Raw genomic sequence first — 16,816 nt, forward strand, 5'->3', positions numbered from 1 at the left:
AGTTTCACACCGGAATGACAGAGAATTGAACGCCCGGTTTTTTCCTGTCAGCGAAACTGCGCCGATCTCGTCACCACCCAAACCTTTGTTGCAGCCTCGTAGCGGCTGCCAGTGTACCGTTTGAACATCTGGCACGGTACGCTAGCTTTAATTTTTCCGGTACACGAGCCAGGACGAAGACATGGGTAAGATGGTGGCGTGCCTGCTTGCAGCGGGACTTCTATTCCAATTGCTGGCCACGAACGCTGACGCAGCCAACGCGCTCGAACGAGCGATCGGGGAGGCACAGCCATGCAAGTCACTGAAAGCGAAGGTGTCCAGCTTCGGTGTGAGCATCGATGTTGGAATCGACAGGTTCGACACGGCCAAGATCGAAAGTCTGCAGATCTCGGTGAATGGCGACGCAGCCGAGGCAAGTGCGAGGGGGACGCTTGCTTGCAAGACATCTGACGATGCCCTCGTGAGAGGAGGCTTCTCGGCGACCGCACAGGTTCATCTAAAGGTCGACCTCGCCACATGCAAGACGACCGAGAGCTCGATAGAGATCGTCGGGACAGGCGGTCGTTTCGGTGACATCGTCAAGGGACTGGAGGATGAGATCGCGAGCGCGCTTCGCCGCAGCCTGGAGAAAAACGTGGCCAAGCTCTGCCAGAGTTAACCGCAGACTGAGGTAGCAATTCTTTCGAGCTCAGCCGGCAGTCAAAAAGGCGTTCGACGTCCACGGTCGGAAGCGGCCTCGCGAAGAGATATCCCTGGAAGACCTCGCATCCCGCCCTTTCCAGGAAACGCGCCTGTGCTTCGGTCTCTACACCCTCCGCAACGACTTCCAGTCTCAACAATTTTGCCAGCGAAACGATGGCATTGGTGATTGCCATGTCTTCTGAATCGTTCGGGATATCTGCGATGAACGATCTATCAATCTTGAGTCGGGACAATGGAAATTTCTTGAGCATGCTCAAGCTGGAATAACCGGTCCCGAAGTCGTCGATCGAGAGGCTTACCCCCAGGGCCTTCAATTCATGCATCCGTGCGATAGCTCCCTCAACGTCCTGCATGATGAGGCTTTCTGTGACTTCCAATTCGAGCCACTCCGGGTCAAGGTCCGCGTCGGCCAGTGCCTGACTGACGTGAGAGGTCAACGACGGCTCCAGGAACTGGCGAGGCGAAACGTTGACCGCAACGCGCACGCGGGCAACACTACGTTTCTGCCAGTCTTTGGCTTGCTGACATGCCTTGTTGAGGACGATATCGCCGATCGCGACAATCAAACCCGTTTCCTCGGCGAGGGGTACGAACTCCGATGGAGCAAGGACTCCTCTTGTAGGATGGTTCCATCGGACAAGCGCCTCGACACCAATCACATTGCCTGTATTGGCGTATTGAGCCTGGTAGTGAACGACGAATTCATCGCTCTCGATTGCCCGACGGAGGTCATCGATGCGCGCAAGTTTGTTTCTTGCTTCCGCGGCCATCACAGGCGTGAACATCTGAATACCGTCACGCCCAGCCTCTTTCGCTCGGTAAAGCGCGAGATCCGCATTGGCGCAGAGTTCCGAGGAGGTCACTCCAGGCCGCTCCAGGCATGCCACACCGATACTGGCCGTGATGCGAAGGTCGATTCCCGAGATCGATATCGAAGTTGCGATCGCCGCTCGCAAACGTTCAAGCCGATCTCTGAAAGATTCGTTGGTCTGTCCTAGAATCAAGACAAACTCGTCGCCGCCTATGCGTGACACCAATCCGGCTTCGCCGACCTCACGGACGATCCTGTGGGCAACGGCCTTGAGAAGTTCGTCACCGGCGGCATGCCCGAGGCTGTCGTTGATGAGTTTGAAGTTATCGAGATCAAGAAAGGCGACGGCGACGGCTTTGTCGTCGTCTACGGCATTGGTGAGCATCCTCTGAAGGGTGCGGTCAAGCAAAGTTCGGTTCGGCAGGCCTGTGAGCACGTCGTGTTCCGCCAGATGGGCGATACGTTCGACGTCCCGGTTTCTATCGAGTGCGATTCCGATTGTCTGCGCGACAGCGGACAGGAATTCCAGTACGCCCGCGTCTTCGTCTGCGAGTGTGGAGATCATCAGTGACCCGTGCCGCCCGCCATCTCGGGAGGCTATCGGGAGCGCCAGGGTTTCGGGGGAGGGCGCGTCCAGGGTCTCGCCATGGATCACGATCTGCACGCTTCGTGATGGAAAGAGGCTGCGCAGCGTGACGATGAAATCTTGCAGGAGTGATTGGATTTCGACACCTCGCGCAACGTTTTGCAGAAGTTGCGTCTGGGCCCGCATCAGCTCTTCGGCGCGCTTGCGGCTTGTGATATCTCGCGAGGCGCCTACAACGCCGATGACGTTGCCGTTGCGGTCGCGCAGTGGAACGCGAGTCATCATCAGCCAGCCATCCCCTGTGAGGCGGGGCTCCTCCACGCCGAGATCCGCGAGACCGGTCGTCATGACCTGTCGCTCGATCTCGTCGATCTCCTGTGCGAACGACGACGGGTGAATATCGAAGTCAGTCAGTCCCACCAGTTCGTCCACATGCGAAAAGCCGTTGTTCCTCACCACCGCACGGTTCGCGAACAGGAACCGGCCTTCGAGATCCTTCGCATAGATGAAATCTGGCACGTGATCGATCATCGCCTTAAGCCATTCATGTCGCTCGCGTGGGTCCGAAGATTGTGTGTGCTTGGTATTCTCGTTTGTGTCAGGGACTGCCGGCTTGGTCGCTTCTTGCCGGATTTTTCTGCGGGCGCTCATTCCATTCCTCACAGCCTGATTGGCTTATGGCGAACGTTAGGCACAACGTATTATGCAACTATGAAGAAGGTGGCCGAGCGCCATGGTTGATATCTTCCGTTTTGCGGATGGTGAACGATCCGTTTATGGCGATTGGTCGAGTTGTGAACTCGACGATCGAGACAAACTGGACCCTATTTCGATGCGAGACGTACTGGCGATCTTCGGGCAGATCTTCGCTGAGGAATGCGCCCGTAACAGGGTGCGTTAGATCAAGTTTGGTGAATTGAAGCGACCCGACGTCCTGCGCTGACCCTCGCATCCGCAACAGCAGGGGGCTTTTGTTCGCAACCGAACGGAGACCTATTCAATAAACGCGCTATGCCCGCAAATGACGCCGCTCTCCTTGAGTGTTGTGACGTCAGGCGCTTCAGTATGGCTCGCGATTTAAGATTCCTAGCGTCCTTATCTGATCCGCAAGCGTCAACAGCGCCTTCGCAACAGTTTCGTCCGACATCAGCTCAACATTTCGGGCGATGTCATCAATCACCTGTTCGGTGGACGCGTCGATAGGGAAAATCTTTCCGTTTTTGACGAGTAGATCCCGCAGAGCGCTAGATGCGGCAATGCTGCGCTCCAACAGGCGGCGCCGATCCGCCATCGGTAGCTTGGAAAGATGGTTCGCCGCTCGGACGAGATCGACGACGAGGTTGGTGGTGACTGTCAAGAGATTTGAACTCCAACGTTCTTGCGACCGCAAACCTACCCGTATCTTCATCACACTTTCGAGGATTGCAAGCTCGCCCCGCACTTCGCAAGCCGGGCCAGCAGATGATTGTTGGCCGCAGTCCTTCAAGTGTATCCCCGCCGAGGCAATCTGGGCGGCGGATCAGATCCGGAATCTGTCCGCACTTGGCCACAATTGCTGACCTCCAGATCCGACGTGCTGCCTGGGGGCATCGAGCCAGGCGATCCCACAAAAAGGGTCCTGCTTGGTTCGAGCAAGCGGGGCAGTGCTGGCTAGGTGAGGAACAACGGAACGTGGAACCCCGTTCTTCCGGCCTCCAACATACCATCTCAACGTTTGTTGCATGCTGAAGGAGAGGGCTCACATATTTGTCGACGCTGTTTCGAACGATTGGATGGAGAAGAGCGCTCTCGGCCTTGCTGAAACCTCTTCCCCTCCCAATGACGATACTAACTCGAAAGCCCCGCTTGCCTGAGAACAAGCGGGGCCACACTGAGGAAAACAACGGTGGAGCGCAATCAAATCGCTTTTTCGACGCCTCAAGCAGTAGCCGCTCGCGTTTGTTCCAAAGTATCAGCATCTTCAAGCCCCGGAAACTAGGGGGTGAGCATGCGCATCCTGCGCACTATGGAGCAAGCGGCGGTCTTGAGACCCCCAAGTGAGGAAAGCCTTTTGGCTTCCGTTTCGGTGGGAGCCGTCTAGTCGGGAATGAAATTGATTGCATTGGTTCGGATCGTCTCATCGAAATTGTACGCTGCTGGCTCTACGGTCCGAAAACAGCACGACTGCGCAAGGGACCGTCGATAGATTACCCGTCAACTTGCGAAAGTGGCAACTCACGGACAATATGGTGCCACCGTCCTGCATTTCTTATCGCTCAAGTAAGGGAACCCTATGCCAACTCCTGTTCTTTTCACTCCTTTTCGCGTAGCCGGGATGGAGCTTTCAAACCGAATTGTCATCGCCCCGATGTGCCAGTATTCAGCGGAAAATGGATGCACAACTGACTGGCATCTGATCCATTTGGGCCAGCTCGCCCTATCGGGAGCGGGATTGCTGACCATAGAAGCGACTGCCGTATCGCCGGAGGGGCGGATCACCTTCGCCGATGTCGGGCTATACGATGACGTTACGGAAGCCGCCATGGCAAGGACCCTTCAAGGGGTACGCAGATATTCGGACATGCCGATCGCGATTCAGCTCGCTCACGCTGGGCGTAAGGCTTCGACAAGCATCCCATGGCGCGGTGGCCAACAAATCCCGCCTGATCAGATGAACGGCTGGCAGACTGAAGCGCCTTCTGCTGTAGCGTTCAGTTCGGAGTACGTGCTACCGACGGCTCTGGATCTCGGCGGTTTAGAGCGCATTTGCAATGCTTTTGCCTCAGCTGCAAGACGGGCGGCCAATATCGGTATCGATGCCGTCCAGATACACGGTGCGCACGGCTATCTGTTGCATCAATTCCTGTCACCGCTGTCCAATCTGCGGATGGACAACTATGGCGGAACGATCGAAAATCGAATGCGCTTCCCGTTGGAGGTCTTCGACGCGGTCCGAAGCGCGTTCACGGCAGGCAAGCCCGTCACGATGAGGGTTTCGGCGACGGATTGGGTTGAGGGTGGCCTTGAACTGGCCGAAGTCATTGCCTTTGCGAAAGCGCTTGAGGCGAGGGGATGTGACGCCATTCATGTATCAAGCGGCGGCCTGCATCCCAAACAATCGATCCCCGTGGGTCCAAGCTACCAGGTCCCGCTGGCACGGGCCATCAAGAATGCAGTGAAAATCCCCGTTGTGGCTGTCGGATTGATAACTGAGCCGGTCCAGGCTGAAGCGATTGTATCGACGGGCGACGCGGATCTGATTGCAATTGCACGGGCGGCACTTTACGATCCTCGTTGGCCTTGGCACGCTGCCGCGGCACTTGGCGGTCAGGTATCGGCTCCTCCGCAGTATCTGAGGTCGCAACCGTCGCAGTACAGGAACCTGTTCCGGACGTAGCTCTACGAAGTGAAGGATTCGACCTCGGCCCCCAGGATTTTTCGCGACTTTGGCTTTGGTCGTTCGCCGTTCACAGAACCTTTTTGAGGTCCCACCCATTTTGGGGCGCTTCCAACCGCGTCTTGCAGCCCTGACGTCCGCCTCGGCGGCCGCTTCCGTTTCGCCTCCGGCATCCCCTCAGCCCAAACACTTATCCAATATCGGCCGCCATGAAGATATAACGGCCGAGGTTGGCGCGGCGACCAGACGACTATCTCGCCCGGAATAATCTCCCGGTCGACTTAGCGCGACCCGCCTTCCGAAGTCCGGCCCCTGGGCGAAGTGCCATTTTTGGAGCGGTCTCGAAGCTCGGCCTTTGCGATCGCCTATTTCTTTCCAGCGCCTAAAGGCTCCCGTTCGAATTGGGGTGTACACCCGCGAGTCATGCCTCGGCTCATTGCGGCTTCGGCCAACGCCAGCTGTATGCGAAGGTGTTTGATATCTCCAAGAAGAGTTGCGATGGTCGCCTTGGCATCCTCATCGTGGAAGGCGAGGGCGGCTTCGACCTCGAAATCAATATCCAGCTGCTTTGCTGATTTACTCGACATGACCTGCCTCTCTTACGAGTTCATAGAAGAGCTGAATAGCGTCGTACTCATCTCCCGCGCACTGGAACCATATCGGTGACCGCATCACGACGCGGGAGCCGACCGCACTGTAGTGACCACAGGCTCTACGCGTAGCTTGGTCAAAAGCGATATCGAAATAGCCGAGAGGCTCGCCCGAACAGATGTCATAGACATTCGCCGAATAGAAACCCCAACCCCGAGGGTTCGGCGTCATGATAATGATTGCCATCAAAAGGGGATGGATTTCGGCGATTGTTGCTTCGGTGGGAGGTGTCCAATAGGTGCCCGCGATTTGTTGAGCGCGCGGCTGCGCTATCGGCACGCGTGGCATGGCCGTCGTCCTCTGTGTGTTTTGGATGTTCCCATTATGTTCCATTTTGCTATCGAGTCAACATTGCCGACCTGGGGATTTCGGCGAGAAGTATCAGCTCTGTGTTCGAGCTTCGGCCGGCACATGATCCGACCAAGGCCTACGGTTTCGTCAATAGCGTCCTAAGTCTCGAGGACCTCTCTTCCTCAATTTGGGTCTTGCGCCGGGACGGGGCAAAAATGGGGGGGCATCAAAATGATCGATATCCCGGCGGAACCCGCCGATCCTGGCGAGCAGTCTCCGCCCTGTAGGCGGACCCGGTGTGGGTGATGCGACTGTGGCCATTCGACGAAAGATCTTGGCGGCGCTGATGCCGCTCTGTCTAATGGGGTCGCCACTCCGCGACGTTGGCGGCGATCAGTCCGCGGCGATGGCGATCGCAGCGGTCAATGTCGCTGGTGACAAGCGTGTCATGGCCAGGGTGCCGCCAGACGTCATAGGAGAGCCGTTCTGGTCCTGGATCCATTTCCTACTGGCCACGCACATCAAATGTCTTGTGATCCATCAAAAACGCCGCCAGATCCCTTGCCGTCGGCATTGCCAAGTGCAGCAACATAAATGCCCTTGGGGCCGCAGTGGACTGTGTGCGGCCTTCAGTAGCCGGCCCGTTCGGCGACCTCCTCTGGTTCGATCACTAGAACAGGCCGCCGGCCGCTGATGACTACACCTCTCGAGCCACTGTTACGCCCTCGCGATCCACGCTTCACCGCTGCCCTCATCGATCTCGGCTGCGGGATGGATCAACCTGCCATGGGGCTTGCGGCAAATTAGCTGTGCGCTGGAGCCTTTTGTCGCGAAGGATGTTCGAAACTGGCGCGCTGCGACAGGAGCTGTTCCATCAAGTCCAAGAACGATCAGACCGCGTCGCGCTCCGTGCGCAGGTTTGAGACGACACGCCGGTTCTGCACCTTACAGGAGCGGCTCGTGCAGTCGCGAACCTCGCGGTCATTGCCGTAACCCTTGGCCCACACGCGGCTGGCGTCTACACCCTGCGAGACGAGATAGGCCATGACCGCATCGGCACGTCTCTGCGATAGTGTTGCCATTGCTGAAGTGGACCCGGAATCGTCAGCAAATCCCTGCAGTTTGACCAGCCACTGCGGGTTGCTTTTCAGCCAGATGGCTTGCTTGTCCAGTGTCGCCTTGGCGACGGGATCGAGTGTGGCGGAATCCTGCGTGAAGTAGGTCCGCCTGCCGACGTTCAAGATGAAGTCCTCTTCGCTGCCGGCTTTGACATTTGCAAAACCGGGCGCAGGATCGTTCGTTTGCCCGGTCATCGGCGCGACTGCAGGCTCCTCGACTTCGGCAACATCGGTGGTGCTGCAGGCGGCAAGAGTCATAAGGATGGTCGCAGCGACAACCAGCCTCGAATATCCGGTTAGAGCAGACATCAGGGCATTTCCCTCATTCGACCGCGTTGGCCTGGCTGATCTTCGCGGCACTTTCACCCTGATCGGCAATGTGCGGCAGGACTTGTACAGCTGTGCCGATGGGGCAGCGCTGATAAAGATCGATTGCATCTTCGTTGAACATGCGGATGCAGCCGCTGGAGGCATCCTTCCCAATGCTGCCCGGCTCCAGAGTTCCGTGGAAGCGATAGCCGGTATCGACGCCGTCACGATGCAGATACATGGCGCGCGGACCAAGAGGGTTCTTCGGTGACCCTCCATCGACAAACTCCGGCAGTTCCGGGTGACGCTGGCGCATCTCCGGCGGCGGCGTCCAGCGTGGCCAGAGTGCCTTCTGGTCGATCGTGGCGCGACCATACCATTTGAAACCGTCACGCCCGACCCCGACGCCATAGCGGATGGCAGTCTTGTTCTCCATGATCAGGTAGAGAAAGTGATGGGTGGTATCGACAACGACGGTTCCGATCGGCTCGCTACTGAAATACTTGACGACCTGGCGCTGCCATTTCCTGTCGATCCTGGCAAAGTTGGTGCTGCGAAACGTCACGCCGTTGTCGACACGGGTTCCGGAAAAATATGAAGGTGCTGCAGCGAATGTCGGAGTATTGATTGCCAAAGTGCCAAGCAAAGCCGCTCCGCCAAGCACAAAATCCCTGCGCGTCCATCCCATTGGCAACATCCCCTCAATGCCAAGAAACTTCGTGCAGTAAATCAGATTTTTTTATCGTCACAAGATAAATCTACGTACGCCGCCTGAAGCAGAAGGTTGAATTACCTGACGCGCCCCGTCATTGCGCAACCGCTTTTTTCCGATTGATCAGGATTTTAGCCGACTCTGCATTGGCCGCGTCACAGCGGGCATGTTCGTGTCGCGAAATGTCAGATTTCCACAGAAATCCTCATGGAAATTGCCCATCTTTACTGCTCCTTTACTGCTCCCGACCGCGATCTACATGGCTGAGCGGGTGTAGGCTGACCGCTGCAATAATCCCGGTCATCACGATGCGGGAAAATCCGATGATGAGAGCCAGGATACGGGCAAACCCGTGCTTCGGCTTTACATCGCCAATCCGATGGTAAGGCCCGTCACGAACGGGAAGTACAAGGCGTCGCCGAACCTCCAATCTTCAATGCGCCGATCACGAGTCCGCAGCCGACCATGACGACGAGCCGTCCCGAATAATGGCCCATAGCAGATAAAGCTGGTTCAGAAGTGCCGAAAAACAGATGCCTTCTCTTTCGTCCCTTCGCCATGGAATGGCAAATCGCGCCAATGATGAGTAGGCCGACAACACGCTCAGCCCAGGAAGCCAGAGACTCGTCTATGCCCGTTCGCATGCGCGTGCCTCGGATCTACGCATTTCAGAGTCGTGTTTTCTGCGCGAAATGCCTTACTGGGACCCGAAAAAACGATCCACAGCCCTGTGTGTGCACACCGGAAAGCGCAAATTTATCATGCCACCGAAAGCTTCCAAGATCCAGCGGACACCTGGAAGCTGAACTCGGAAACAATTGGGATCCATAGGCGAAATCCGGTTGTCTTTCAGACCATTGGGCTAATAGGTTAAAGTCAAGAATGGGTTGAAGACGCAGGACGAAAAGCCGGCTCGAATCCGACTTTTCGGACCTCGGTCACCGGGCGAAAAGCGGTCGGGGCGAGCTCCCAAAGCAAACACCGAGGAGTTCGCATGCCACGATTACGCCCTTCGCGTGGGCGCGCCAATCGGCGCATGAATAATCGCACGCTAGCAGTAGTAAACGCCTGCCGCGCACCGACGTGCGCTTCTGCGGGCAACACCGGCGACACTCACGGGTGTCAACGGTCGCCCGACCCTTGCCTCTGCGGTAGGCGGTAGCTTGAAATCGACCACGAGACCGTCGTGTAGCTCGATGCTTGAGGCGCAGGCAACAACTGCCAGCATTGCAATCGCGATCCATTTGAGCATGTCTTCTCTCCTTTCAGGCTAATCATTTCTTGGAGAATATTTCGGGGAGTTCGTCAGCATCCGGCAGGTCTTTCAAATCTCGCCTTTTAGCGCCATCAGGCGCCTTGAAATTGAAATCGCCGGCCGCCGCGTCGGTTCCGGCCTTCCATGATCGTATGTCGATCGTATATTGCGGGAAGCCTTTGACCTTGGTGCATGTGACAACATAGCGGCAGGGGTAGGGGGTCTGGCCCTGGGCAATCCAGATCTGCCAATCAACCCCTTCCCTGGTGCGAAAAGCCAGGTGGTCGCATTCGTCGCCTCGTATGACGCCACTGCCGAGATCCTTGACGTCAACCACCTCGGACATGAGCGCGTCGTAAGGATGCGATATCAGGATGTCTCCGGCCGGCAGTGGCCGATGGAATTTTTCGCGCAGGGCGTCGATGAGGTGATCGGTCGTTCCTGGCACCTCGGCCTGGGCGTAGAGGTTGGCGTCCTTGCCGAGGATCGACAGTGTCTTGCCATCAAAAACGATTTCGACGTTGGCGAAGCCACCCTGGCGTGTGACGTACAGCTTGTCTGGCCGATTGATCTTGACTGCGCCGGAGCTTGCTAGCGCAATCTTCTGATCCTGCTTGGTAACGACCTCCAGATTTGTATCATACTCGAATGATATTGCCTGCTGGGCTGCCATGTAATCGGACATCGCCTTCAAAAGGCTCTTGGCCTGCTTCTCGTCCGCATGGGCCGACGTCGCGCAGGAAAGTGCGGTCAAGGCAGTTGCCGCCGCCAGCAGTCCGGCATTTCGAAAGAGGCTTTCCACTTTAGATCGCATGGGTGTTTCCTCCGTTCCATACGTGAGACGACGATCCGCGCGGCTCGGAACAAGCGCGCGGCATGAATGGTTCTCTAGAACTCGCAGGAGCGCTTGTGTTCGACCGGTTCGCCTGTGGCATTAGGTCGAGGAAAGTTGCTCCCTCATGAAGTTTGCAATGCAGGAATGGCGGTAACCCCGCAGACAAGCCGTGCGGCGAAATACGACCGCAGCGCGGCTGGTCAGTTCTGACTAGCTGTCACTAAGTCCTTCCAAATAGTGTTGCAGGGCTGCATTCGTGCTGAAAAACAGACGCTCCCGCCCCATCGTTTCGGCGAAACCGGAGGCTCGAAGATAATCGAGTACATCCGGATTCAATCCTGCAAGCCAAACGGTTACGCCTTGAGCGGTAACACGGCGTTCGCTGTCGATCATCGTCTGGAGTGCGGAATACTCGATATCAAAAACCGCGCTCATATCGAGTGCGAGCACTCGCGGTTTATATTCGGCTGCGAATGCCTGAATTTGATCAGCGACTTGCTGCACATTGGCGAAAAACAGACGACCCTCAGGGCGAAGGATGAGCAGACCATCGAATGTTTCATCGTCAGGGTGCTCCGGCGAAAGCGGCCGGAGGACGTCGGTGCCCCGCTTGCGGCCGATGACATAAACTTTCGCTTTTGCCGACTGGCTGGCCAAGCCGATCATCGAAAGAATGATCGCGACCACGATGCCCTGGAGCGTGCCAAAGACGAGCACACCCAGGAACGCCGCCAGCGCCCAACGGAATTCCATCCGCCGGACCTTTCGGATGGACGCAAACTCCACTGGGGAAATGAGCCCGACCGAGTAGATGATCACAATCGCGGCGAGCACAGCTTGCGGCAGCAAGCCAAGCAGCGGGGCAAGGAACAACATGGTTGCGGCCGACGTTGCGGCAGCGACAAGGGAGGCCGTCTGGGATTGCCCGCCGACGGCTCGAACCACGGCCGTCTGTGACGTTCCACCGCCTGCAGGCATTGAGCCAAAGAACGCGCCGACTGCATTCGCAGCGCCGGTCGCGAGAAGTTCGCGATTGGGTCGTATGGGTGGTTCGGCCGGGGTTGCGAATGCCCTGCCAGCGGCAATCGTTTCGGTGAAACTCATGAGAGCGATGCCGAGTGCTCCCGGGAGAAGCTGCTCGACCAAACCGGCACTGGGAAGAGTGAGTGACGGCAGTGATCGCGGAATGAAGCCGACCGTCGCGATGCCCAGGGCATCCAGGCCGATGACCCACGAAATCAGGATGCCCGCAGCGACGATCACGAGTGGGGCCGGAGAATGGGGCCAACGCCGTTCCATGACTGCCAACGCGACCAGTGCCACGACTGCGATTGTCAGCGTAAGCAGCGATGTATCAGGTAAATGATGAACAAGACTGACGATGTCACGGAAAAAGCCTGCCTTTTCGATGTGCACGCCGAGCAGTTTCGGTATTTGATCGAGCACAATCACAAACCCGATGCCTGCTTTGAAACCGGTTAGCACGGGAGAGGAAATGAAGTTCGCCACAAACCCCAACCGAAGGACCGAGGCTGCAAGCAGGAGCACACCGGTTAAAGCAGTAAGTGTTGCAAGTGCCGTAACCATTTTGGCTGGATCGCCATCCGGAACGACAATCGCGAGCTCGGTCCCCGCCAGGATGGCAAGGGTTGTCGTTGAACTTACACTCAACACTCGCGACGTGCCCAGCAATGCGTAGACAATCATCGGCACGAAGGCTGTATAGAGGCCAACGCTCACCGGAAGCCCGGCGACTGTGGCGTAGGCCATTGCTTTGGGCAGGACGATCGCGGCAGCTGTCAGGCCGGCCACGACATCGAGCCGGAGGCCGGATGAGAACGCGGCGCCGCCATTGTTTCTGCCTATCGTCATTTTCGTTTCCGGGGTCACAGCTATTCCTTCAATCGGGCATCGACCCTAACGCTCGTCTGGCGGACTCATTCAAAAATTGGCGCGCCAAGCATCCACATCAAACCGCCATCATTATGCCCCAATCGGCGATGCAAGGGGCGTATATTACGGTATCGCACACGATCGGAAATCCGCTGTCGGGATGAGGCAGGGGCCTCTCAGACGTGGATCGTTTCGCAAATTTGCGTTACCCTCAGCGTTTCCGGGAAAGCGCGAGGCCCCCTATGTCGGATGCGAGTTTGCATGAGGCTCGGCTGATTGAGAGTTTCGCGCCACCGCCGCTGAGGCTCTTCGGGAGACAGAAGGATGAGCCTTCCGATCGCCGCATGGCCTTGTTGTGGCTCGACGTAGTCGCCTTCACCCGGATTACCGGTCATTTCCTGGCCCGGGGACCGGCTGGCATCGAAGATCTGGCGAATCTGCTGGAACTGCATTTCACAGGACTGATCGATGTGATCGTGGCCCATGGCGGCGAGCCGCTGATGTTTGCGGGCGACGGCCTGCTTGCCGGCTGGCCGTGCGAAGGCTCGACACCTTCGGACGCACTTCTCCGCGCTGCCACCTGCGGCAATCACGTTCTTGCCACGTCGCGAACAAGCTTGCCTTCGGGCGAGCCGATCGAACTCCATGCCGTGCTCGCCTTCGGGCAATGTCATACGGCGGAGATCGGAACGGGCAGCCTGCGTCTCCACGTCACCGTAGGAAAGGGGCTCGCAGACCTGCAGGCGGCGAGCATCACACGGGCGAAGGGACAGTTGCTGGTATCCGCGGCCGCGTGTTCGATCCTCGGTGATGCAATAGCCGTGCGCTCGATCGGCCCCGACGCAACGATCCTTTCGACCTTGCGCGATCAAGCCGACCTCATTCCCCTGACCATTCCGCCGATGACGCCGCAAGACCGCGAGCGACTTGCCGGGCATATCCCGCTTCCTGTCGCGAGCCGCCTCAACAGCCAGCTCCTCGACTGGACTGCCGAGCTCAGGCGCATATCCGTCGTGTTCGTCGCTCTTTCACGTCTGGATCACGCTTCGCCCGATATCCTGTCCCGCTTGGAGTCGGTCGTTGCCGCAATCGAACCCAAGGTCGCTGAGCACGACGGTTTCATACAGCAGATTCGCGTCGATGAACGCGGCGCCAATCTTGTGATCGTTTTCGGGATTCCGCCCGTTGCGCACGCAGATGATCCGGTCCGGGCAGTCCGATCTGCGATCGACATGCGTGATGCGCTGCGCGGCATAGGCCAGCCGAGCAGTATCGGCGTCGCGACGGGAACGGCATTCTGCGGACTGATCGGAAACGACGTTTTCCGGGCATGGACCACTTACGGGGAGGCAGTCAACCTTGCCGCGCGGCTGCAGGGCTTGCAGCAGGGCACCATCCAGTGCGACGAAGCCACTGTCCGCGGCGCACAGGACGCCATCTCTTTCACTCCGATCGGTCACAGCCAGGTTCGTGGGTGGGATCTGAATGTCCCCGTCTGGACGCCGAGGCGGCAGGATCGCACCGGCTTCGACCAATCGATGCATGGGCGCGACAGTGAACTCGCATGGATTTTGAAAGCTTTCGAGGAGACGAGGCAATCCGGCAATTCCCGGTTCGTCCTTGTCGAGGCGGAATCGGGAATGGGCAAGTCACGCCTCCTTGCGGAATTGCATCATCGTCTCAGGAGCGAACAATCGGCTACGCTTGCCGGTGTCGCCGACCGGATCGAGCATCGTGTCCCCTATCGAGGCTGGCGAGACATACTCACGCAATTGCTTGGGCTGGAGGTCAGACATCCGGAGTTACAACGGCGCGAGGCGACGTTGCGCGCACTTGGCCCGGAGCTTTCACCCCGCGCAGCGCTCCTTAACCCCATCCTCCAACTCGACTTTTCCGAAACGCCCGAACTGCAAGCGATGAGCGCGCCCTTGCGCATGGAGGCTCGGCTCGACCTGTTCGTATCACTTCTCCGCCGCTTTGCGTCTGACGGCTCGTTGCTGGTTACCGTCGACGACGCCCAATGGCTCGACGATGAGAGTTGGACCCTGGCGGCAACGGCTATTCGTTCCGTGCGCGGTCTCTGCCTCGTCATGGCGATGCAGCCGATGGAGGACGACGCGCGGATCGAAAGCCTGTCCGGGGGCGGTGTGGTGCGCCTTAAGCTGCTCGGTCTGTCGGACGAGGAACAGGACAGGTTGGCATTGACCAGGCTCGGTGCAGACCGCATCGCTCCCGAACTGGCAAACCTTTTGCGAGCACGCGCCCGCGGGCATCCGTTTTTTTGTCTTGAACTCGCTCGCGCGCTTCATGACGATGGCTTGATCGAAGTGGTCGACGGGACGTGCCGGATCGCGCAACATCTGGCCGATGATCGCCTGCCCCTGCCAGATTCGATACACGCCGCCGTGGCGCGCCGCATCGACCGTCTCGATCTCGAAAGTCAAGTGACGCTCAAGGTGGCAAGCGCCGCGGGCCTGCGTTTCCCGACCGCCCTTGTGGCCGCCGTTCACCCGACCGCCAACGCCGAGCCGGCCATCGTCGGCCGCCACCTGTTGATGCACCAGCGTGCCGGCATGCTGCAGACTGATCACATCGACGAGCTGGACGGCTACAGCTTTTGCCATGGCATCATGCGCGACGTTGCCTATGAGCTGATGCTCTATGGGCAGCGTAAGCAACTGCACCGGGCGATCGCTAGCTGGTACGAGCAAAACAGCGTCCTCGACATATCACGCGTTTATGCGCTCATCGCGCATCACCTGGAGGCAGCGGGCGAACTGGTTCGCGCGGCTCACTATTTGCGGCTCGAGGCCGAGCGCGTTTTCGGTCTCGGTTCCGTTCGGCAATCGCTTTCGATCGGCCTTCATGGTGCCGCACTCCTTGGTTCGCAGGTGCCGGTCGATGGCGCCGAACTTCAAAGGGCAATCGGCCAGGAAATGGAGCAGATTACAGCACTCCTCGGCGACAGGCGACCGGCGGATCTCGTCGACTTGCCAAGACTTGAGGACGAACATGTCGCAAGTCTCGTCCCGCTGTTGCTAAGCATCGCGCCCTACGCCTATCAAAGTCAGAAGCCGGAATTGTTCGCGCTTCTTGGCGCGAGGTGCCTGCGCTTGACGCTTGCTCATGGGCAGGCAGATTTTACGCCAGATGTCTACGCAATGTATTCTATCGTCCACGCGGCTATGACCGGTGACCGGCGGACGGGTGCTGCATGGAGCGATCTGAGCATGCAGCTGCAACCTGTCATCAAGGGCGCAAGCTTTGCCCGCTGCGCCTTTATCAACGTGTGGTTCCACAATCACTGGGTAGGAAATCTGGAGGACGGAATTGCCCGCGCCGCGGCGGGGGCCGACGCAGGCCTTGCAAGCGGTGAAATTGTCTATGGCTGTTTCAATCTGACGACGGTCGTCGTGCTGCTTGTTGCGGCGGGCCGTCCTATCGATGTGGTGATATCGACCGGTATCGCGCTTCTCGCGCAAAACGGTGGTCGGGTGCGCAATTCTGCCTTCACGCTCCTCCTGGAGTTGCAGTCGGCCCGAGCACTGGCAGGCAAGACACGGGCGTTCGATCAGCTTTCCGATGCTACTGTGGACGAGGAGGCGGAGTTCTCCTCCATGCTGCAAGCGCGCTTCAGCAACCAGGTTGCCTGCTATTACACTGCCAAACTCCGATTGGCCGCGCTTGGTGGAGACTGGCGAAGCGCGCTCTCCTGGGCAGAAAAGGCACGTGTCCTGTTGCCATTCTTCGCCGGACAACCCTCCGAGGTCATGCTGCTACACTATCATGGCGTCGCGGCCCTGGCGCTTGCTGCTTTTGGCTCCCCGGAGGACGCTCAGGCCCTGCGTGCCGAGGGTTGGGATTGCGCGGACCAGATGCGCAACTGGGAAGGTCTGAACGAGTCCTGGCTCGGTCCGAAGGCGGATATTCTCGAGGGGCTGCTCGAGGCGGGTGCCGGGCATATTGAGGTAGCTGACAGGTTGTTTCGTGCGGCCGCGCAACGCGCGGCAAAAGTTGGCCATCTGGAGGACCATGCGTTCGCCCTGGAATGCCTGGCCCGGCTGCAAAAAGCAGTCGGCAAGGTCCCGGGCTCGCTTCCCGGGGCGCTGGCTGCTTACCGGACTTGGGGTGCCGAAGGGAAACGCGCACGCCTCGCTGACGAATTTGCCTGAGGTTGAGATGTGTGGACTGCGAGACGATGACTTCGACGTATTGTGTCGCTCCATCTTGGTCGCACAAAAATGCACCGCTGAACGAAACTGCGCTCAATTCATTGG

At 58.3% G+C, this 16,816-nt stretch carries 12 protein-coding genes; 3 read left to right on the top strand and 9 right to left on the bottom strand.

Annotated elements, in window-relative coordinates:
- The first annotated feature begins 190 nt into the window (after positions 1–190).
- On the top strand, positions 191–658 hold the full coding sequence (locus tag FHT77_RS26310; protein ID WP_183757932.1) for a hypothetical protein: 468 nt from the start codon (positions 191–193) through the stop codon (positions 656–658).
- Here FHT77_RS26310 and FHT77_RS26315 read toward each other — a convergent pair.
- A complete protein-coding gene (locus FHT77_RS26315; protein ID WP_183757878.1) occupies positions 579–2,750 on the bottom strand; it encodes a bifunctional diguanylate cyclase/phosphodiesterase in 2,172 nt (723 codons plus the stop codon). The genes FHT77_RS26310 and FHT77_RS26315 overlap by 80 nt on opposite strands.
- A 409-nt stretch (positions 2,751–3,159) precedes the next feature.
- Positions 3,160–3,456, bottom strand: coding sequence for a hypothetical protein (locus FHT77_RS26320; protein ID WP_183757880.1), 297 nt, complete (start codon positions 3,454–3,456; stop codon positions 3,160–3,162).
- 915 nt (positions 3,457–4,371) lie between these two features.
- Here FHT77_RS26320 and FHT77_RS26325 point away from each other — a divergent pair.
- Positions 4,372–5,475 (top strand): NADH:flavin oxidoreductase/NADH oxidase, encoded by a 1,104-nt coding sequence (locus FHT77_RS26325; RefSeq protein ID WP_183757882.1) that lies wholly within the window; start codon positions 4,372–4,374, stop codon positions 5,473–5,475.
- 365 nt (positions 5,476–5,840) lie between these two features.
- On the opposite strand, the gene FHT77_RS26330 is transcribed toward FHT77_RS26325, so the two are convergent.
- The 7 genes from FHT77_RS26330 to FHT77_RS26370 all read right to left on the bottom strand — a co-directional run bounded on the left by FHT77_RS26330 (position 5,841) and on the right by FHT77_RS26370 (position 12,518).
- Complete coding sequence (locus tag FHT77_RS26330; protein ID WP_183757884.1) at positions 5,841–6,062, bottom strand: hypothetical protein; 222 nt, start codon at positions 6,060–6,062, stop codon at positions 5,841–5,843.
- A complete protein-coding gene (locus FHT77_RS26335; protein ID WP_210281035.1) occupies positions 6,052–6,414 on the bottom strand; it encodes a hypothetical protein in 363 nt (120 codons plus the stop codon). Before FHT77_RS26335 ends, FHT77_RS26330 begins: the two co-directional genes overlap by 11 nt.
- An 893-nt stretch (positions 6,415–7,307) precedes the next feature.
- Positions 7,308–7,844 carry an OmpA family protein gene (locus tag FHT77_RS26350; protein WP_183757886.1) on the bottom strand — a complete coding sequence of 179 codons (537 nt, stop codon included), beginning with the start codon at positions 7,842–7,844 and terminating at the stop codon, positions 7,308–7,310.
- A 13-nt stretch (positions 7,845–7,857) separates the two neighbouring features.
- Positions 7,858–8,532, bottom strand: coding sequence for a L,D-transpeptidase (locus FHT77_RS26355; RefSeq protein WP_183757888.1), 675 nt, complete (start codon positions 8,530–8,532; stop codon positions 7,858–7,860).
- A gap of 1,075 nt (positions 8,533–9,607) precedes the next feature.
- Positions 9,608–9,808, bottom strand: coding sequence for a hypothetical protein (locus FHT77_RS26360; RefSeq protein WP_183757890.1), 201 nt, complete (start codon positions 9,806–9,808; stop codon positions 9,608–9,610).
- Between the two features lie 22 nt (positions 9,809–9,830).
- Positions 9,831–10,625, bottom strand: a complete 795-nt coding sequence (locus tag FHT77_RS26365; protein ID WP_183757892.1) for a DUF2092 domain-containing protein — start codon at positions 10,623–10,625, stop codon at positions 9,831–9,833.
- A gap of 231 nt (positions 10,626–10,856) precedes the next feature.
- Positions 10,857–12,518 (bottom strand): SulP family inorganic anion transporter, encoded by a 1,662-nt coding sequence (locus FHT77_RS26370; protein ID WP_183757894.1) that lies wholly within the window; start codon positions 12,516–12,518, stop codon positions 10,857–10,859.
- Positions 12,519–12,781: 263 nt separating this feature from the next.
- Here FHT77_RS26370 and FHT77_RS26375 point away from each other — a divergent pair, with 263 nt between their 5' ends.
- Positions 12,782–16,711, top strand: a complete 3,930-nt coding sequence (locus tag FHT77_RS26375) for an AAA and adenylate/guanylate cyclase domain-containing protein (protein ID WP_183757896.1) — start codon at positions 12,782–12,784, stop codon at positions 16,709–16,711.
- Positions 16,712–16,816: the final 105 nt, after the last annotated feature.

Source organism: Rhizobium sp. BK181 (genome assembly GCF_014193305.1).
In the GTDB taxonomy this organism is placed as follows: domain Bacteria; phylum Pseudomonadota; class Alphaproteobacteria; order Rhizobiales; family Rhizobiaceae; genus Rhizobium.